The following is an 18,641-nucleotide window of genomic DNA, read 5'->3' as shown; positions in this document are numbered from 1 at the left end:
GAAAAATCAGGGCGTGAGGGTGGTCACGTGTTCGCGATAGCCATCGCGCGTGAGCCGATAGCGCAGCTGCACGGCGTGGCCGGGCACCACCGTGAAGGGCAGCGCAAGGGAACTGCCGGGGTACAGGCTGTGCGATACGTCATGAGCGGTGCAGCGGCTGCCCTCGCAATCGGCGATGCTGGTGATGCCCAGGCGCAGGGTGCCGTCGTTGTACAGCGCATCGCCCTGCACCCGCGGCTGCACGGTGCCTTCGGCCGGCAGCACATTGACCAGCGCACCCCAGACCAGATTCACACCGATACTGGCCTGCGCACCGTCACCGCCCTCGATGCTGGTTTCCTCGGGTCCACGCACCCCTTCGAAGTAGACGCGGTAGGCTGTCTCGGCCTCGACGGGCTGCAGCGGAATCAACCGGATCAACCGGTTGCCGCCGCCCGCGAGGGCGAATTTCCCGGGTGTGATGGCGATGGCCGCCTCGCCCGGCTCGACCTCCACCTCGTGCTCCTGGTCGCTGGCAGGATCTACGATCCGCCGCAGCGAGGCCTGGATGTACTGCGGTTGGGTGGACTGTGAATAGATGCGCATCTGGGTGCTGCGCTTGTCATCCACCGAGGCGCGCATCGGATGCACGGTGAGATTGGCCTGGGCTGGCAACGCCAGCAGCAGCGTCAACGGAATGAGGCAGGCGGCGAGTCGTTTCATGCGGCTTCCTGGGGGGATCAGGGGGTGGTGGTGGGCACACGCAGCTCCACCTGCAGCTCGCCGAAGTAAGTGCCGGCCTGCCGGGTGGAAATGGGAACGCGGGGAATATCGAAGGTGATCGGCGTGGGCACACAGAACACCGGCTGGCTCATGCCCGGCAGGATCACCAGGCGCAGCTGGGCGCTGTCGATGCCGTGCAGTTGCTGTTCCACGCCGTTGGGCATCCGCACCGTCGCGCCGCTATGGGCGAGGCTGACGGTGTAGTCCAGGCGCCGTGTATCGTCGGTACCGCCATCGGTGTGCCAGAGCGAATAGCCGCTGGGACCAGGGGGATGCCCGCCACGATCGCGGACCGTCACGCCGAGATACTGCGCCTGCGAACCGAGGCCGTCGTACAGGCACATCTCCAGCACCGTGCGTCCGCCCACGGTCTGCCCGATGGGATCGTAGGCAGCGTTGAGCTGTACCAGCGGACTAACGTTGTGAAATGCGGGGAAGTAGATCGAGACGGCGTTTCGATCAGTGATGGTGAAGTCGAAGTTAAAGCGATAGGTCGCGACTGATCCTCCATCGGGTTCGTCATGCAAGGTCATCACCAGAACGGCGTCCCAGTGACCAGCCACCAGCCGAGAAAGCTCGTTCTCCGGCAAGACCAAACCAACGCGTGTTCCAACTGTGGGGTCGCCCCCGCAGGCATCTCCCACCGCTATCCAAGGCGGACGAATGGGTGAAAGCCAGTACGTTCCACATACGCGCGTGTCCATCGCGCGATTAATCCACCCGCGCACGCTTATGTTCGTGGTCATGCCCGAGCGCCGTTCCCGCGCTTGAACGGAGATGAGCCCTGGGCCGTCGCCAATGGCGGATATCCCGCTTGTAGGGCACGCACCCGTGGCGGAGTCGCTGGATGACGCGCATGTCAGATGTAGTTGTCCGTACTTCAGTGACCTATCCACGCTGTAACCGAGAACGAACTCGGGAAGCCAGAGCGACATATCCCCAGGCATCGCCGAACGATCCCACGTCATCACGATGTTCTGCGTGGCACTCACCGGGTGGGTTTCCGGCGGCCGCTGCCCCCACGCATTCGGCATCACCAGCAGCGACGCCATCACCAGCATCACCGTCCACACGCCACGCCAGTTCATGGCGTACCTCCAGCGGCTGCGGTCTGCGGCACGACGGCGATCAGGGCCTGTTCCTGCAACAGGCGGGTGACCCGGGCCTGCTGGCGGATATCGGCGGGCAGCTGGGCGACGTTCAACGGCGCGCACTCCACCTGGCCCACCAGCATCACGACATTGCGGCGCTCACGAACCTCCAGCGGGCACTGCAGCAGGTTGTCGTCCTTCAGCAGGTACAGGGTGCGTTCGCGGCGCGGGAAATCGGCGACGAAGCCGCCGTTGGCGCCGGTACCGGGCACCGGCGCGTTGAGGATGCGGGCGCCGCGCAGTGGCGCGCCGGCGATGTCGCGGGCGCTGCCGATGAAGGTGTAGGTCACCTCGATCGGTACCGGCATCTGCACCAGCCGGCCGGGAGAGAGGAACAATGGCCGTGCGCCGCCCACCCCGGTCACGCGGATGGCGGCATCGCTGGTCAGCGCGCTCGCATCCTGAACTTCGGCGCGGTGGGTCTGGTAGGCCGGCAGCGGCAGCAGGCGGCGCTCGCCCAGCGCCAGGCGCTGCCGGCGCAACCCGCCCACCTGCAGCTCGGCGGCCACGCCGGTCAGTTCCAGGTCGTCGGTGTCATCCACCTGTACGGCCAGGCCGGCGTCGGCGCCCAGGCCGCCGCCCCAGTAGAAGCCGCGGCGGCCCAGGGCCAGCCCGGAGCTGTGCGTGGCGCTATAGGCCATCTCGTTGCCACCGCGCTGCTGGTAGTGCGCGAGAGTGGCGCCGGTGTGGCCGATGCTGTTCTGCAGCTGGGCACTGAGCGCGGCACTGTAGCGGTCGTTGTTGTTGCCGCGCAGGTCCAGCGAGGCCTCGCGGTACTGCGTATCCATTTCCTGGCGGACGGTCTGGCCGGCGCTGTAGTTGACGTCCGGCCGCAGGTGCTGCGGCTGCCGGAAGTCGATGCCATAGCGGCGTTGCGAACTGCCGCGCTCGCCGCGTTGCAGGCGGGTCAGGCTCACGTTGAGGTAGATACCGCGGTCGCGGCCGTCGCGCAGGCTGCTGCGCGTATCCTGCTGCCACAGGCCGAGCCGGGTGGAGACACTGAACTGCTGCCAGCGCTGCACGCGGCTGTAGCTGGCCTGCCAGGTGCGGCTGAGCTGCGGCTCGCGCGTGTAGCGCTGCTGCCACGGGGGCAGCAGCGGGTCGAGCCCGGCCATCGGATCGTCGATGTCGCCCGGCAGCAGCGAGCCACGGCTCCAGGTCTGGCGGCGGGTATAGGCCATGTAGGCGCTGCCACCGGCAACCGGCAGCGCGACAGAGGCGCTCAGCGAATCGGCGCAGCCCAAGCGGTCGCGCGCATCATCCTCGAACACACAGGCCTTGCCGCGTACCCGCTGCTGATAGAGATTCCACGAGGCGTGGCGGCGATAGGAGAGCTGGTGCTGCTGGCCGCTGCTGCCGTCGCTGCCCTGCAGGCCACTGAAGGTGGCACGGATATCCTGGGTGGCGAAGGCATGGCGCAGGTCCACACGCAGCTCGCCATAGCTGAAGCCGCCGAGGTCGGCGACGCCGGCGGTGACCGCCGTGGTGCGGCCCAGTGGCACGCGCAGGCCGGCCATGGCGGCCATCTCGCCGTCGAAGCGGTCGCTGCGGCGCTCGTTGCGGCGGCCGCCCTGCAGGAACCACTGCACGCTGCTGTTGGTCCAGTCGCCGCCCTTGTCGAATGGCGCGTCCTCGCTGCGCACCAGCTGGCCATCTTCGTAGACGCGCAGGGTGACGGTGTAGTTGCCGAACGGGAACCGGCGGGTGTCGAGCTCGTTGATGCCAGCCTGCAGGTAGAAGGTCTGCAGCAGGCGCTCGCCATCGAAGGCGTCCACCCGGGCATCGCGCGCCAGCAGCACCGTCAGTGGCAGCGCCTGCACGGCGGCATCGGCATCCACGTAGGCCTGGGTGGTACCCACGCGCAAGCCGGCGAAGCGATCCATCGGCAGCATGCTGAAACTGAAGGTGCCGCCCTGCGGGCTGGACAGGTTGCGGCGGTCCATGCGCCCGGCCTGTAGATAATGCTGCTGGCCCAGGTCATGGCGGTAATAGGCGTTGTCGAACTGGAAATCATCGTGGCGGCGGCCACCGCGGTACTGCTGGCTGTTGAAGTTCCAGTCCACGGCGAGGTGGCCACGTTGCAGCACGCCCAGCGCACCCGCGCCTTGGGCGGTCAGTGCCTGGTAGCCGCGGCCACCGCTGAAATTGAGGGTCTGCTGGTGCAGGAACGCGTTCTCGGCGTTGTTGCTGACCTGATGGAAGCGCTCGGCGGCCGGCTCGGCCGCGATCCACTGGCGGGCGACGAACAGGCGCACCGCGCCCTCGCCTTCGTCATAGAGGGCACGCACGGTGTTGGAGTCCTCGGGGGGATCGAGATAGCCACAGCCGGCACTGCCCCCGCCATAGCGGCAGGCGATATGGCTGTTGCGCGGCAAGGGCTGCGACAGCGCGGGCAGCAACGCCGCCTGCGCCTCGGGGGAAAGATCCAGCGCCTGCAGCACGCGCGCGGGGTCTTCCAGCTGCACCTGTTCCAGGGTCACGCGCACCGGCGAAAGCCCGGCCGAGCGAGCAAACAGGCGCACATCGAGTTGTTCGATCCGGCCTTCAACCAGATCCTCGAAGCCGGGCGGAACGCCGCGTGCCGCGACCAGGGGCATGGCCAACGACAAGGCGAGCGCGACCGCCAGCCGAGTGACGGCCGGTACAGGAACTTTCATGGGTGTCATGCCTGAAGCGGCCGGCCCGTTGCCGGGCCGGCGCGGGGTGTTACGGCGAAGCGGTCTTCTGCTTCATGGCGATGCTGACGATGCCCTCGTAGGCACCGGCGACGGTCAGCGGGGCCTTGGTGGCCTGGGCGATATCCAGGTCCATGATGAACGAGGCGCCCGGCAGCGCACCGTCGAAGATCTCCGAGGCCAGGAAGTCCTTCGGCGCCACGGTCAACGGTGTCTTGTTGAGGCTGACGGTCAACGGGACCGCTGGTGCAGTACCGGTCTTGATGACGAGCATCGGGTCATGCATCACATTGACTTCAATGTCCTTGGTCTCGTCGTTGGTGAACACACGAACGCGCTCTCTGACAGCGGCCAGGCCATCACCCGGGATATGCGTCATTTCCATCATGTCGGGCAGCGGGCTGCCATCAGCCTTCAGCAGGGCCAGCGACAGGTCGACGTTGGTGTAGACCTTGATGTGGGATTCGGCGGCATTCGCGGACAGCGAAGCGGTGGCCAGCGCTGCAGCGAGCGCGGCCTTCTTGAGAATGGCATGCATGTGTGTCTCTCTCGGACAGGGGGAATATGTAGAGCCCCCCTCCCAAGGAGTAAGGGAGGGAAGCGCCGCCCGTGGAGGTGGTCACGGGCGACGGAGAGAATGGTAGGTAGGCCTACCGCACGCTGACCATTCAAGGATTCCTAAATAACTGAACGTTAAGAAGAATCCTTGAAGTCACTCAATGTTTAGGGGTTATGCAATCTTCCTCATACCGCGTTTGCAACAACCCTCATTGCGGGAGATGCCCTTTGTAGAAGTGCACAATGCTCGACGCACGCGTGCACTACCGCCGCCTCAACGCGTGCTGACGATCCGCACATGATCCACGTCGATGTCGGTGGGCTTGAAGCGGTGCGTATCCACTTCACCGTGCAGTTCCACCACGGTGGTCGCGCTGACGGCCTGGTGGCTGGGCAGATCCTTGTCGTCGATTTCCACATCGATCTCGCCGGTTGCGTCCTTGAAGCGGTAGCGCTCGTGGCCGATCTTGGCCACCAGCGTGCCCTGCAGCACCACCGGCTGATCGTCAGGCTGGTCGCGCGCCTCGGCAACCGTGGTGACAGCACTGGTGGCGCCCGGGCCGGTGTACTGGGCGAAGGCGCCAGCGCTGGGCAGGCTCAAGGAGGTGGCGATGAGCGCAAGGGTGAGTCGTCGGTTCATGGGGGTCTCCATGCAGGGATATGTGCCCTCAGCTTCTATCGCCTCGAATGTGATGCCCATGCAATAGATCCGAAAAGATGTGAAAACGACATCCCCTGCCAGAAACCATTCATCCCGGAACCGACACCTCTTTCAGGAACGATTCCATGGCCGCCACCAGGGCCAGCGGCGTTTCGTTCATCGGGTAATGCCCGGCATCCTCCAGGACCTCCATCGTGACCTGCCGGTAGCGGCGCAGATAGGTGCGCTCCATCAGTGCGCGGTTGAAGGTGGGATCGTGCCCACCCACCAGCACCTTCAACCGATGCTTGCCGACGATCTCATTGCTGAAATCGGTATCCGCCCATGCTGGAAGATAGGCGGCAAATGCTGCAGGTGAAGCATGTGCCGCCGAATACGCGGCCTTCCAGTCAAGCCATTGCGCCGGCAGCCGTCCGCCGGTACTGCGATCGATGATGGTCCGACGCACGCCTACGTCCCCGGCTGCCGTTTCAAGCAGGCTTCGCGTCGCGGCGTCATAGGCAATGCCGCCGCAGGGCACCGGCGCAATGGCCACCATGCCGCGTACCCGATCCGGCGCAAGCACGGCCATGCGTTCAATGGCCACGCCGCCCATCGAATGACCTGCCACGCTGAAGCGCTCGTGGCCCAGGGCGGTCATCAGATCCAATGCATCGGACGCAATCTCGCCGATGGTATAGGCCCCCCGTACATCGCGCATGCCGCCGTAGCCACGGCAGTCCATGAAGACATAGCTGAAGTCGTCGCGCGACAGCCATGGCTCGATGGGCTCGAACGCATGCGCGTCGCCGAACCAGCCGTGCAGCATCAGGACAGCATGGGGTCCGTGTCCCACGCGATGGAAAGTATTGGTCATGTGGTTCCATTACAGCTGAGGGGAGCGTTGATGCTAGGCAGCGCGGATCCGGCCCACCGTCGATGACGGGTCAATCGCTATAGAATCCGGGCCATGCGCAATTCGCTGCTTGATCCCTACGAAGACCTGCCACGCGATGTCGTGGTTACCTCGAACGACTACGCAGCCGAGTTCACGTTTCCCCGCCATGCCCATCGGCGCGGGCAGTTCGCGTTCGCTGCGCGCGGCACCATCAGTGTGGCTACGCCGCAGGGGCGGTGGCTGGTTCCCCCACAGCGCGCCTGCTGGGTGCCTGCAGGCCTGGCGCATGAGATGACCATGCGCGGGCCAGTGACGATGCTCAACGCCTTTCTCTCCGCCGAGGCGGCCGACGCAGTGGCGCTGCCGGAGCACTGCCGGGTGTACGCGGTCTCTCCGCTGTTGCAGCAGCTGCTGGAGGCGGCGGTGGACCTGCCCCCGCTGTACGACGAGGACGGGCGCGCAGGCAAACTGATGCAGTTGCTGGTGGCGGAAATCGCATCGATGCCGACACTTTCCCTGCATGCACCGCTGCCCGCCGATGCACGTCTCGCACGTGTCTGCCGCGCATTGCTCGACGTTCCTTCGCTGACAGCCCGCCTCGATGACGTTGCTGCCGAAGCAGGCATGAGCCGGCGCACGTTCACGCGCCTGTTCCGCGCCGATACCGGGGTGGGTTTTGCCGAGTGGCGGCAGCAGGTGTGCCTGCTGGTGGCCATCGAGCGGCTGGGACAGGGCCAGGCGGTGACGCGTGTGGCATTGGACCTGGGCTATGCAAGCCCGAGCGCGTTTTCCGCTGCCTTCCGGCGTGTGCTGGGGTGTTCGCCGAGCCGGTACGCAGAGGCGTAGTACTGGGCCGGTGATTGGCTGTTGTGTGCGCTGCGCGCGTGGGTCGAGCGTGGCTCGACGCTGTAAATGTCCATGCGCAACTGGATGGCATCAGGCCGCCTCGCGGCGGCCTGATGGATCACACTCAACGACACGATCTCAGAAGAAGATCGCGTACAGGATCAACAGCGGAATCGGCACGCCCAAGAACCAGAGCAGAAGCGTTTTCATGGCAGGTCTCCTTGCATCAGATGCGGGTTACAGGTCGCGGCGACGGCCGCCCCAGGTGGCGCTGAGGCTGGCGAAGAACGCGCCGATCAGCAGGGTGATGAACAGCCACAGTGCGGCATAGGCCGTTGCCTTTCGCGCGTCATCGGCAGCTTGCGTGGCGGTGTTCTTGGCCTTTTCCAGCGCAGCACGCATGCGGGTCTGCACGTCGGTCACACGGGCCTGCGCTTCAGCCGGGCTCATGCCCGTCTCGCGTGCGATCAGCTGCGACAGGTACTGTGGGTATCGGCCGGGTCCAGGCCATCCCCCTGCAGACTGTTGACGATGATGCGGTTCACTTCGGCACGGACTTCGCGGCGGTCGCCCATCGGGCCATTGCCCGGCATCGGTCGCGGCGGCGGCGGGGCCGTGCGGGCGTCACGTGGGCCAACGCTGGCGGCGGCCGGGGGCGGCGGCGGTGCGGCAGGGTCCATCGGGCTGGTACCCGGCGCTGCGCCCGCTGCCGGCGCAACCGGAGGTGCGCCGGCAGCGTCCGGGCCCGCCGTGGTGGCACTGCGGAACAGCGAATCCACCCAGTAGTTGAGGTCGCTCTCCGGTGCGCCTGCAGCAGCGCTGCCAGCTCCGGCCACGGCAGCACCGGCAGTGGTGGCAGCGGCGCCTGCGGTCGCGCCGGCAACCTTTGCGCCGGCGCCCAGCACGCCACCGATGGCCGAGGTCAACAGGCCAGCAGTGAGCAGAGTCGCCACAGCCCAGGACACGAAGCCGTGCGCGGTGTCGCGGAAGTAGGTTTCATCGCCGTGCAGCTGCGTCCACTTGGTGCGCAGGCGACCGGCCAGATAACCACCCAGGCCGGAAGCGGCCAGCGCGGTGAAGGTGAGCCAGATGATGCTGGACCAGCCGAAGGTTTCCTTGCTGACGCCTTCGAACGACCACGGTGACACCGAGGACAGACCAAGGCCTACACCCAGGATGAGCAGGATGAGGGACAGTGCAGCGGCGGCAACGGCGCCGGCCAGGATCGCGCCCCAGGACACTGCGCTTTCGCTGGTGGGCGGCACGATGGGTGCGGTAACGACAGCGGCGACGTCGGGACCGAGCGGGCCGCGCTCGGGTGGATCGAATCGGGTACTCATGGGGTGGATGCTCCGTATCAGTGCTGCGGGTGCAGCTGGCGTCCTGAGGCTGCGCGAGCGCTTGTGAAGCTGGCGAGACCCTTGAATCACGCGGTCTTGGCGCGGTGAAGAGCGTGCCAACCAAGGTTGGCATCCACCAGAGCCGAAGCAAAAAAAAAACGCCCCGCGGATGCGGGGCGTTCTCGGCACAACCTACGCGGGCGATCAGCCCTGGTAGTCGCGCACGTCGCTGCCGGTGTAGACCTGGCGCGGACGGCCGATCTTCATTTCCGGGTCGACCTGCTGTTCCAGCCAATGCGACACCCAGCCGGAGGTGCGGCCGAGGGCGAACATGACGGTGAACATCTCGGTCGGGATCTGCAGCGCCTTGTAGATGATGCCGCTGTAGAAATCGACGTTCGGGTACAGCTTGCGGGCGACGAAGTACTCGTCCTGCAGCGCGGCCTGTTCCAGCTTGACGGCCACGTCCAGCAGCGGATCCTGCACGCCCAGCTGCTTGAGCACCTTGCTGGTCATCTCACCGATGACCTTGGCGCGCGGATCGAAGTTCTTGTAGACGCGGTGGCCGAAGCCCATCAGGCGGAAGCCGGAGGTCTTGTCCTTGGCCTTGACCACGGCGGACTCGACGTTGTCGGCGCTGCCGATCTCTTCCAGCATCTTCAGCACGGCTTCGTTGGCGCCGCCGTGGGCCGGACCCCACAGCGCGGTGACGCCAGCGGCGACCGACGCGTACGGGTTGGCACCGGTCGAACCGACCAGGCGCACGGTCGAGGTCGAGGCGTTCTGCTCGTGGTCGGCGTGCAGGATGAACAGCAGGTCCAGCGCCTTGACCACGTCCGGGTTCAGATCGTACTGGCCATCAGCCGACTCGAAGGTCTGCTTCAGGAAGCGGCTGACGTAGTCCAGCGAGGTGTCCGGCTTGTTGGCCGGCAGGCCCTTGCCGTGGCGGTAGATCAGCGCCGACAGGGTCGGCACCTTGGCGATCAGGCGCACGGCAGCCTGGCGGCGCTGTTCGGCGTCGGCCAGGTCCAGCGAGGCGTGGTAGATGCCCGACAGCTGCGCGATGGCGGCGGTCAGGATCGCCATCGGATGGGCATCCTTGGCGAAGCTGCCGATCAGGGTGTTGATCGACTCATCGACGTTGGCTTCGGCAGCCAGCTCGTCGGTGAAGGCCTTCAGCTGCTCGGCGCTCGGGCGCTCGCCGTTGATCAGCAGGTAGGCCACTTCGACGTAGCTCGACTTTTCCGACAACTGTTCGATCGGGTAGCCGCGGTACAGCAGCACGCCCTTGTCGCCGTCGATGTAGGTGATGGCGGACTTGCAGCTGGCCGTCGCGGTGAAACCGGAATCGTAGGTGAAGTACCCCGTTTCCTTGGTCAGCTTCGCGATGTCGACGCAATCGTTGCCAAGGGTGGGTTTGATGACGGGCAGAACGACCGACTTATCGCCGGCGTTGAGCGTGACCTGATCAAGATCGGACACTGTGTGCGCTCCTTCATGGGAAGGCGCCTGCCCAAGCGCATTGGTCAGGCACGTGAATGACGTCCTCGGCCTGTGCCGGGGATCACGCCATTATCGCACAGCAGCATTTGCCCGGCGCTAGACAGAAGTCGTAGACGACAGGCGGCCAGACGCCGGCCGTTGAGCGGCCCGGATCGGCAAAAGCGTTGTCACCCGAACGCAGTGTTCCGTCCATCCAAACGCCCGTTGGGCAGGCGCCGGGGAAAAACAAACGGCCGCGCAGAGCGCGGCCGTCGGTTCGAAGCTGGATCGACAGATCAGCGCGCGTAGCGCTTCTGGAACTTGTCGATGCGGCCCGAGGTATCGATGACCTTGTGCTTGCCCGTGTAGAACGGGTGCGAAGCAGAGGAAATTTCAACCTTCACCAGCGGGTAGTCGTTGCCGTCTTCCCACTTGATGGTTTCCTTCGTGCTCATGGTCGAGCGGGTCAGGATCTTGAAATCGGAGGTGACGTCATGGAAGACGACGTCGCGGTAGTTCGGATGGATATCGGCCTTCATGGGCTCACACCGTAAATGGGCTGGTGGTCAAGAGCGGCATTATAAGCACCGGTTGCCCCTCGGGGCAACCGGTTGCCGGCATCCGGCTCAGGCGGCGCCCAACGCCTGGCGCACCAGGGCCTCGAAACGCCCTTGGTCGTAGGCCATCAGCAGATCGCAGTTGTCCGGCTGGCCGGTCTGGCGGTTCCAGTCGACGATGGTGGCACCGCGGCTGAACGTACCGTTCAGCTCCACATTCAGCGGCCGCGACTCGACCTGCTGCTGCCCTTCCGGGTTCAGCGCCCAGGCCATGGCCAGTGCGTCGGCGGTGTACCAACGGCCGCCCTTGCTGTCTTCGGACAGGCCGCGGGTCTTGCGCGAGATCAGCTCGTAGAAGCGGGCGCGATCGGAATCGGCCTGCAGCCACTTCTCAGCCTCCTGCAGCGGCAGGCCGTGGGCGACAGTGGCCTCCCAGTCGGACACCAGCAGGTGCTTGAAGGTGGTGAACACCACGTGCGCCGCTTCCGGATCGAAGGCGATATTGAATTCGGCCGCCGGGGTGATGTTGCCGTGGCAGGTGACCGCGCCGCCCATCACCACGATGCGCTTGATGCGCTCAGGCAGGGTCGGATCCAGCTTCAGCGCCAGCGCCAGGTTGGTCAGCGGGCCGAGCATCACCAGCATCAGTTCGCCGGCGTGTTCGTGCGACAGGCGCAGGATCGCCAGCGCGGCGTGTTCGGCTTCAGCCTGGCGGCTCGGCGGTGGCAGGTCCACATCGCCATAACCATCACGGCCATGCACGTGGGCGGCGTCGACGGACGGATGCAGCAGCGGATCCGGGCTGCCGGCAAACACCGGCACGTCGGCGCGGCCGACGATGTCGCAGAGCTTGAGGGCGTTGCGGACCGTGTACTGCAGGCCGACATTGCCGGCGGCGATGGTCAGGGCGACCACGTCATGCCGTTCATCGGCAAAGGCCATCAGCAGGGCCAGGGCGTCGTCCACACCAGGGTCGGTGTCGATCAACAGGGGGATCTTGTGGGTCATCGTTGCCGTCTTCAGATCGGCAACGAAGTGTGGACCGGGATGATGACCGTTGCAAGTACGGGGGTCGGCAGGGCTGCGCCCTGCACCCGCAGAGGCAGGAGCAACGGCAACGGCAACGGCAACGTCAAAAGCTGGTTTTCTGGGGGATGGCGGGGTGGGTCCGGTTGCGGGGGACGCCGTAAACCCGTCCTTGGGGGCTTGGCCGCGGCATCCATGCCGCGGACACCCCCGCAACCGGACCCACCCCGCCTTCGACAGATTTCCGCGGTCTGTCGGAACGGCGGATGTTGGTAGGTGTCGACCTTGGTCGACACATCCACGCAATGCGTGGATGAACATGGAAATGATCGAAAGCGCTGTCTGTAGAGTCGAGCCTTGCTCGACTCCCGCGCGCAGCGCGATGTAGATCTACGCCATGCGTGGATGTGTGGACCAAGGTCCACACCCACCAAGGCGGCATTAGGCCGAGGCGTAACGCACGGCGGTGCCGATCCAGCGCTGCACCACACGATCGGCCAGCGCGGGCTGCTGCGCCAGCAGGCGCTCAGCCAGCTCATGCACGCCCGGCAGCAGGCCGGCGTCGCGCGCGAGATCAGCAATGCGGAAACCGGCCAGGCCGGTCTGGCGGGTGCCGAGTAGTTCGCCGGGGCCGCGCAGTTCCAGATCTTTCTCGGCGATGACGAAACCATCGTTGGTTTCGCGCATGGTCTGCAGGCGCTCGCGCGCCATCTGCGAGAGGGGGGCCCGGTACAGCAGCACGCAGCGCGAGACCGCCGAGCCACGACCGACGCGGCCGCGCAGCTGATGCAGCTGCGCCAGGCCCAGGCGCTCGGCATTCTCGATCACCATCAGCGAAGCATTGGGCACATCCACGCCCACTTCAATCACGGTGGTGGCGACCAGCAGGTCGATCTCGCCGGCCTTGAACGCGACCATCGTGGCCAGCTTTTCCGCCGCCTTCAGCCGGCCATGCACCAGGCCGACGCGCACGCCCGGCAGCAGCGCCTGCAGCGATTCGTAGGTGGCCTGCGCCGGCGTGGCGTCGAGCTCTTCGCTTTCCTCGATGAGCGTGCACACCCAGTACACCTGCCGCCCTTCCTGGCAGGCCAGGGCGATGCGCTCGATCAGTTCCGGGCGGCGATCGTTGTTCAATGCGACGGTCTGCACCGGTGTGCGGCCCGGCGGCAGTTCATCGATGGCCGAGACATCCAGATCGGCGTATTCGGACATCGCCAGCGTCCGCGGAATCGGCGTGGCGGTCATCACCAGCTGGTGCGGCACGCTGTTGCCGCCCGCGCCCTTGTCGCGCAGCGCCAACCGCTGGTGCACGCCGAAGCGGTGCTGCTCGTCGACGATGGCCAGGGCCAGATCCTGGAACACCACCGCCTCCTGCATCAGCGCATGGGTGCCCACCACCACCTGCGCTTCGCCGGTGGCGACCTGTTCCATCACCTTGGCGCGCGCCTTGCCGGTGACCTTGCCGGCCAGCCACGCGATGTGCACGCCGAGCGGTTCCAGCCAGCCGCGCAGGTTGTTGAGATGCTGCTCAGCCAGCAGTTCGGTGGGGGCAGCCAGTGCCACCTGCTTGCCCTGCTCCACCGCCAGCATGGCAGCCAGCGCGGCGACCACGGTCTTGCCGGAGCCGACATCGCCCTGCACCAGCCGCAGCATCGGGCTGGGCCGTGCGAGGTCCTCGCGGATCTGCTTGAACACGCGCGTCTGTGCGCCGGTCAGCGCGAACGGCAACTGCTTCAGCAGCGCCTTGGCCAGTTTTCCGGGGCCGGCCAGCGGCGGGGCATGGTGTGCCTGCAGGGCAATGCGCTGGCGACGCAGGCTGAGGTGGTGGGCCAGCAGTTCTTCCATCGCCAGCCGGCGCTGCGCCGGATGCGTCCCGGCGGCCAGTGCAGCCAGGTCGGCATCCGGCGGCGGCCGGTGCACGGTCAGCAGCGCGCTGCGCAGTGACGGCAGGCCCAGGCCATCCAGCCAGCCACTGGGCAGCAGTTCCAACGTGCTTTCCTCGGGCAGGCGGTCCAGCGCCTGGCCGATCAGCTTGCGCATGGTCATCGGGCCAACGCCTTCGACGGTGGGATACACCGGGTCGAGGCGGTCGCCGAGTTCGGGATCGTCGTTGCGGCCCAGCACCTGGTAGCTGGGATGGACGATTTCCAGGCCGAGATGGCCGGGTTTGGGCGTGCCGAAGCAGCGCAGCCGGTTGCCGACCGCGAACTGTCCGACCTGCTGCTGGCGGAAGTGGAAGAAGCGCAGCACCAGGGTGCCCTGCCCTTCGTCTTCCACCGCCACTTTCAGCATCGGCCGGTAGCGCATGCCGCGCTCGACCGCGACCACCCGCCCTTCCACCTGCGCCGGCACGCCGTTGCGCAGGTCTTCGATGCGGGTCAGCCGGGTGCGGTCTTCATAGCGCAGCGGCAGATGAAGCCAGAGATCCTGCAGGGTGGCCAGGCCACGTGTCTGCAGTTTGGCGGCCACGGCCGGACCGACGCCGGCGAGCATCGCAAGCGATGCTTCGCCGGACGGTGACAGGACCGGGGTGACCGCCGCCTTGCGTGCCACGTGGTGGTCAGTCGATGACCATCACCGCGTCAACCTCGAAGTTGGCACCCTTCGGCAGGCCGGAGACTTCGATGGTGGAACGGGCCGGGAACGGGGCCTGGAAGTAGTCCTGCATCACCGCGTTGACCTTGGCGAACTCGCCCAGATCGGTCAGGTACAGGCCCAGACGCACGACCTTGTCCAGCGAGCCGCCAGCGGCTTCGGCCACAGCCTTGAGGTTGTCGAAGGCGCGGCGGGCCTGCGCTTCGACGTCACCGGCGCCGACGATGTCGCCGGTGGCCGGGTCGAGCGGAATCTGGCCGGAGAAATACACGGTGTTGCCGGCGCGCACGGCCTGCGAGTACGGGCCGATGGCGGCCGGGGCCTTTTCGGTGTTGATGATCTGGCGGGACATGGGTCGCTCCGGTGCTTTTGGGGGAAAACAGAGCGGTGATTGTACCGGGTGGGCGCGCATCCACGAATGGCGTGGATCTACCGCGCCGCTTCGGTAGTGCCGGCCGCTGGCCGGCAACCTCATGAACGTCGGAAGCACCGCGAAGTTGCCGGCCAGCGACCGGCACTACCGGAAGCATCCACGAATGGCGTGGACCTGCAGCGGGATTCAATGGGGTCAGAGCCCTCTCCGTTGGAGAGGGATCCGACCCCGGGTTCGCGTTACTGCCGGCGCACGGCCTGCACGACCGACAGGCGGCGCAGGCGGCGCATCACTTCGGCCAGGTGGTTGCGGTCGCGTACCTGGATGTTGAACGCCAGCACGGCGGCGTTGAAGTCGCGGTCCAGGTAGTCCACGCGCTCGATGTTGGAGTGGCTCTGCGCGATGGCCGCGGCCAGCTGCGCCAGCACGCCGGTGCCGTTCTCCACTTCCACCACCAGCGAGGTGTCGTAGTCCCCGGAAACGGTGGTATCCCAGCCGATCGGCACCCAGCGCTCGGGTGACTTGCGCAGTTCGGCCAGGTTCGGGCAGTCCATGCGGTGCACCACGATGCCCTTGCCGGCGGTGTGGTAGCCCATGATCTCGTCGCCGGGAATCGGCTGGCAGCAGCCGGCGAAGGTGACCACGCCGCGTTCGCTGCCGTTGATCAGGATCTTCTCCTGCGAGTGGTGGCGCGAATGCGGGCCGCCCCGCAGTTCGGCGTAGGCCATCAGCGCCTGTGCGGCCTGGGTCGGCATCCAGTTGCCCAGCGCGACTTCGGCCAGCAGCGCCTCCAGGCGCGGGAACCGGTGCTCGGCCAGGAACGCATCCAGGCGTCCCTTCGGCAGCCGCTCCAGCGAGCTGTCCATCGCTTCCAGCGCGCGGTCGAGCATGCGGTGCCCCAGCTGCACGGCGTCTTCGTGCTCCAGCTGCTTGAGCTGGTGGCGGATGGCGGTGCGTGCCTTGCTGGTGACCACGAATTCCAGCCACTGCGGTTTCGGCGTGGCCGAGCGCGCGGTGATGATCTCTACCGACTGGCCCGACACCAGCTTGGTCCGCAACGGCACCAGTTTCTTGTCCACGCGCGAGGCCACGGCCATGTTGCCGACGTCGGTATGCACGGCGTAGGCGAAGTCGAGCGCGGTGGAGTTGCGCGGCAACGCCAGGATCTTGCCCTTCGGGGTGAAAAGGTAGACCTCGTCCGGGAACAGGTCGACCTTCACGTTGTCGAGGAACTCCAGCGAGGAACCGGCAGCGCGCTGCGAGTCGATCAGTTCGACGATCCAGGCATGTGCGCGGCTCTGTGCGCTGTTGGGCGAATCACCACCGAACTTGTAGGTCCAGTGCGCGGCCACACCGCGTTCGGCGATCAGGTCCATTTCCTCGGTACGGATCTGCACTTCGATCGGCGAGCCATACGGCCCGAACAGCACCGTGTGCAGCGACTGGTAGCCGTTGGCCTTGGGAATGGCGATGAAGTCGCGGAAGCGCCCATCCAGCGGCTTGAAGGTAGCGTGCACCGAACCCAGCGCGTGGTAGCAGCTGGGCACGCTGCGCACGACCAGGCGGAAACCGAACACATCCATCACCTGATCGAAGGATTTGTTCTCTTCGTGCATCTTGTTGTAGATGCTCCACGGCGTCTTGATGCGGCTGACCAGGCGGTGCTCGATGCCCTCCTTGGCCAGGCGCTGCGACAACTGCACTTCCACCTGCGCCAGCGCCTCGCGGCGCACCACCGGCTGACTGCGGATGTGCTTTTCCAGGATGGCATGGCGCCACGGATACAGCGCCTTGAACCCGAGGTTCTGCAGTTCGCTCTTGACCAGGCTCATGCCCAGGCGCTGGGCGATGGGCGCGTAGATCTCCAGCGTCTCGCGGGCAATGCGGCCACGTGCCTCGCGGCTCTGCGCGCCCAGCGTGCGCATGTTGTGCAGGCGGTCGGCCAGCTTGATCATGATCACGCGCAGGTCGCGCGACATCGCCAGCAGCATCTTGCGGAAGCTCTCGGCGGCAGCCTCCTGGCGGTCGCGGAACTTCAGCTTGTCCAGCTTGGTCACGCCGTCGACCAGCTCGGCCACGGCCTCACCGAACTCGGCCGCCAGCGCCTCACGGGTCAGGGGGGTGTCTTCGATGGTGTCGTGCAGGATCGCGGCGATCAGCGCTTCCACGTCCAGGCCCAGCTCGGCCAGCACCTGGGCCACGGCCACCGGATGGGTGATATAGGGCTCGCCCGACTTGCGCGTCTGCCCAGCATGCGCGGCGGCTCCAACTTCCCAGGCGCGGCGCAGCAGCGGCAGCTGCTCGGGCGGCAGGTAGTGGGCGGCGCGTTCAAGCTGGAGGACGTAGTCGGGTACGGCGGCAGCGGGGACTGCGGCGACCTTGGCAGTGGGGCCTGGGTTCATGCCCGAAGCCTATGCCAGTGCGCCGTTTACGGCAAATCCTGAATGCGAAACAGCCCGCACGGGGCGGGCTGTTCGGCGTATCCAGCAATGACCTTGATCGATGCGATCAATCGTCGTTCTTGGACATGTCTTCGTCGGCGACCACTTCGGCGGCGGCCCACTCCAGCGCTTCGCGCTCGGCGCGCTCACGCTCGGCCTTCTCGACTTCGTCGATCAGCGCGTTGTCGATCTTGCGGGCGGCGATTTCGCGCAGTGCCAGCACGGTCGGCTTGTCCTCGGTCTCGCTGTTGTCCAGCGTGGCCTGCACGCCGTTGGCGAGCTGGCGGGCACGCTTGGAAGCCATCATGACCAGTTCGAAACGGTTGTTAACGACTTCCAGGCAATCTTCTACGGTGATGCGGGCCATACGGGCTCCCGGCGACCGGTCGGCCGCTCAGTCGAATGAGGGAAAGGGGACGGAGTGTACTGGCAGGGGCTGGACAAAATCAAGCCAACCCCTACCCGATTCTTTTGGAATCAGTCAGTTGCGCCCGGATCAGGGGTCAGCAGCGCCTGGATCAGGCCGGCGTGGCGGACCTTCTGGGCCTCCCGGCGCAGGCGGCTGGCGGTGAAGATGGCACACAGCTCGTCCACGGCGGTGTCAAACACCTCGTTGACGATGACGTAGTCGAACTCGTTGAAGTGCAGCATCTCATCGCGGGCAGCATCCAGGCGCTGGGCGATGACCGCCTCGGTGTCCTGGCCGCGCTTGCGCATGCGGTCCTGCAGGGCCTGCTTGGACGGCGGCAGGATGAAAACGGTGACCGTGCCCGGCACCAGCTGGCGTACCTGCTGCGCGCCCTGCCAGTCGATTTCCAGCAGCACGTCCTGGCCGGCAGCCAGCTGCGGTTCCACCGACTGGCGGGCGGTGCCCTTCCAGTCGCCGTGCACCCAGGCATGCTCGAAGAAGTCGCCGGCAGCGATCATCTGCTCGAACTTCTCGGCACTGACGAAGTGGTAGTGCTGGCCGTTCACTTCACCCGGGCGCATCGCGCGCGAAGTGAAGGAGATCGACAGGGCGATCTGCGGATCACGCGCCAGGGTGGCATTGACGATGCTGCTCTTGCCGGCACCGGAGGGGGCGGCAACGATGTACAGCGTGCCGCGCGCAACGGCGTCCGACGGCTTCGACGGGGCGCTCATGCGCGGAACCCAACTGGTTGATTTCGCAAAATTTTTCCTCAGTGTTCCAGATCCGGCGCGGAGGATCGCGCCAGGACGGCGGGGGCTGCGCGGAACATCCTGGAACCAGGCCCGGCAGACGGCTCCCCGGGGTGCGGGCACGCAACTTTAGCAG

The 18,641-nt window shown here is 66.2% G+C and carries 15 protein-coding genes and 1 pseudogene; 1 reads left to right on the top strand and 15 read right to left on the bottom strand.

The window, feature by feature from the left end:
• Positions 1-6 precede the first annotated feature (6 nt).
• The 6 genes from AC07M7_RS03095 to AC07M7_RS03070 all read right to left on the bottom strand — a co-directional run bounded on the left by AC07M7_RS03095 (position 7) and on the right by AC07M7_RS03070 (position 6,663).
• Positions 7-702: a pilus assembly protein gene (locus AC07M7_RS03095; protein WP_495206701.1), complete on the bottom strand. Its 696-nt coding sequence runs from the start codon at positions 700-702 to the stop codon at positions 7-9.
• A 17-nt stretch (positions 703-719) separates the two neighbouring features.
• Complete coding sequence (locus AC07M7_RS03090; RefSeq protein ID WP_495206700.1) at positions 720-1,850, bottom strand: CblD like pilus biogenesis initiator family protein; 1,131 nt, start codon at positions 1,848-1,850, stop codon at positions 720-722.
• Positions 1,847-4,570, bottom strand: coding sequence for a TcfC E-set like domain-containing protein (locus tag AC07M7_RS03085; RefSeq protein WP_495206699.1), 2,724 nt, complete (start codon positions 4,568-4,570; stop codon positions 1,847-1,849). Before AC07M7_RS03085 ends, AC07M7_RS03090 begins: the two co-directional genes overlap by 4 nt.
• Positions 4,571-4,619: 49 nt before the next feature.
• Positions 4,620-5,126 carry a CS1 type fimbrial major subunit gene (locus tag AC07M7_RS03080; RefSeq protein ID WP_495206698.1) on the bottom strand — a complete coding sequence of 169 codons (507 nt, stop codon included), beginning with the start codon at positions 5,124-5,126 and terminating at the stop codon, positions 4,620-4,622.
• A gap of 294 nt (positions 5,127-5,420) precedes the next feature.
• Positions 5,421-5,786, bottom strand: coding sequence for a NirD/YgiW/YdeI family stress tolerance protein (locus AC07M7_RS03075; protein ID WP_197619013.1), 366 nt, complete (start codon positions 5,784-5,786; stop codon positions 5,421-5,423).
• Between the two features lie 109 nt (positions 5,787-5,895).
• Positions 5,896-6,663: an alpha/beta fold hydrolase gene (locus AC07M7_RS03070; RefSeq protein WP_495206697.1), complete on the bottom strand. Its 768-nt coding sequence runs from the start codon at positions 6,661-6,663 to the stop codon at positions 5,896-5,898.
• Positions 6,664-6,756: 93 nt separating this feature from the next.
• On the opposite strand from AC07M7_RS03070, the gene AC07M7_RS03065 reads away from it, so the two are divergent.
• The gene (locus tag AC07M7_RS03065) at positions 6,757-7,530 is read left to right on the top strand and encodes an AraC family transcriptional regulator (RefSeq protein ID WP_495206696.1); all 774 of its coding nucleotides are present in this window, start codon (positions 6,757-6,759) and stop codon (positions 7,528-7,530) included.
• A 237-nt stretch (positions 7,531-7,767) separates the two neighbouring features.
• Here AC07M7_RS03065 and AC07M7_RS03060 read toward each other — a convergent pair.
• The 9 genes and pseudogenes from AC07M7_RS03060 to gmk all read right to left on the bottom strand — a co-directional run bounded on the left by AC07M7_RS03060 (position 7,768) and on the right by gmk (position 18,487).
• Positions 7,768-8,870, bottom strand: a pseudogene (locus AC07M7_RS03060) (hypothetical protein).
• 204 nt (positions 8,871-9,074) lie between these two features.
• Positions 9,075-10,352, bottom strand: a complete 1,278-nt coding sequence (locus AC07M7_RS03055) for a citrate synthase (protein WP_164158898.1) — start codon at positions 10,350-10,352, stop codon at positions 9,075-9,077.
• 296 nt (positions 10,353-10,648) lie between these two features.
• Positions 10,649-10,891: a type B 50S ribosomal protein L31 gene (locus AC07M7_RS03050; protein WP_006389217.1), complete on the bottom strand. Its 243-nt coding sequence runs from the start codon at positions 10,889-10,891 to the stop codon at positions 10,649-10,651.
• Positions 10,892-10,978: 87 nt separating this feature from the next.
• Positions 10,979-11,917, bottom strand: a complete 939-nt coding sequence (locus AC07M7_RS03045; protein ID WP_495206695.1) for a nucleoside hydrolase — start codon at positions 11,915-11,917, stop codon at positions 10,979-10,981.
• 459 nt (positions 11,918-12,376) lie between these two features.
• Positions 12,377-14,488, bottom strand: coding sequence for an ATP-dependent DNA helicase RecG (gene recG / locus AC07M7_RS03040; RefSeq protein WP_495206694.1), 2,112 nt, complete (start codon positions 14,486-14,488; stop codon positions 12,377-12,379).
• Positions 14,489-14,495: 7 nt separating this feature from the next.
• On the bottom strand, positions 14,496-14,882 hold the full coding sequence (locus AC07M7_RS03035) for a RidA family protein (RefSeq protein ID WP_012511991.1): 387 nt from the start codon (positions 14,880-14,882) through the stop codon (positions 14,496-14,498).
• Positions 14,883-15,142: 260 nt separating this feature from the next.
• The gene (locus AC07M7_RS03030) at positions 15,143-17,305 is read right to left on the bottom strand and encodes a RelA/SpoT family protein (RefSeq protein ID WP_046987317.1); all 2,163 of its coding nucleotides are present in this window, start codon (positions 17,303-17,305) and stop codon (positions 15,143-15,145) included.
• 106 nt (positions 17,306-17,411) lie between these two features.
• Positions 17,412-17,711 carry a DNA-directed RNA polymerase subunit omega gene (rpoZ, locus tag AC07M7_RS03025; RefSeq protein ID WP_005410877.1) on the bottom strand — a complete coding sequence of 100 codons (300 nt, stop codon included), beginning with the start codon at positions 17,709-17,711 and terminating at the stop codon, positions 17,412-17,414.
• Between the two features lie 110 nt (positions 17,712-17,821).
• Positions 17,822-18,487 (bottom strand): guanylate kinase, encoded by a 666-nt coding sequence (gmk, locus tag AC07M7_RS03020; RefSeq protein WP_495206693.1) that lies wholly within the window; start codon positions 18,485-18,487, stop codon positions 17,822-17,824.
• Between the last annotated feature and the right edge of the window lie 154 nt (positions 18,488-18,641).

This window comes from Stenotrophomonas sp. GW821-FHT09E08 (assembly GCF_059416125.1).
The sequence above is the reverse complement of the archived record's forward strand: the minus strand, read 5'-3'. Positions and strand labels throughout refer to the sequence as shown.

Bases quoted from the DNA above. Each gene is read 5' to 3' on its own strand.
- AC07M7_RS03085 (WP_495206699.1), bottom strand. From the start codon at position 4,570: ATGAAAGTTCCTGTACCGGCCGTCACTCGGCTGGCGGTCGCGCTCGCC.
- AC07M7_RS03050 (WP_006389217.1), bottom strand. From the start codon at position 10,891: ATGAAGGCCGATATCCATCCGAACTACCGCGACGTCGTCTTCCATGAC.
- AC07M7_RS03075 (WP_197619013.1), bottom strand. From the start codon at position 5,786: ATGAACCGACGACTCACCCTTGCGCTCATCGCCACCTCCTTGAGCCTG.
- AC07M7_RS03065 (WP_495206696.1), top strand. From the start codon at position 6,757: ATGCGCAATTCGCTGCTTGATCCCTACGAAGACCTGCCACGCGATGTC.
- AC07M7_RS03090 (WP_495206700.1), bottom strand. From the start codon at position 1,850: ATGAACTGGCGTGGCGTGTGGACGGTGATGCTGGTGATGGCGTCGCTG.
- AC07M7_RS03045 (WP_495206695.1), bottom strand. From the start codon at position 11,917: ATGACCCACAAGATCCCCCTGTTGATCGACACCGACCCTGGTGTGGAC.
- AC07M7_RS03030 (WP_046987317.1), bottom strand. From the start codon at position 17,305: ATGAACCCAGGCCCCACTGCCAAGGTCGCCGCAGTCCCCGCTGCCGCC.
- AC07M7_RS03095 (WP_495206701.1), bottom strand. From the start codon at position 702: ATGAAACGACTCGCCGCCTGCCTCATTCCGTTGACGCTGCTGCTGGCG.
- AC07M7_RS03035 (WP_012511991.1), bottom strand. From the start codon at position 14,882: ATGTCCCGCCAGATCATCAACACCGAAAAGGCCCCGGCCGCCATCGGC.
- rpoZ (WP_005410877.1), bottom strand. From the start codon at position 17,711: ATGGCCCGCATCACCGTAGAAGATTGCCTGGAAGTCGTTAACAACCGT.
- AC07M7_RS03080 (WP_495206698.1), bottom strand. From the start codon at position 5,126: ATGCATGCCATTCTCAAGAAGGCCGCGCTCGCTGCAGCGCTGGCCACC.
- gmk (WP_495206693.1), bottom strand. From the start codon at position 18,487: ATGAGCGCCCCGTCGAAGCCGTCGGACGCCGTTGCGCGCGGCACGCTG.
- AC07M7_RS03070 (WP_495206697.1), bottom strand. From the start codon at position 6,663: ATGACCAATACTTTCCATCGCGTGGGACACGGACCCCATGCTGTCCTG.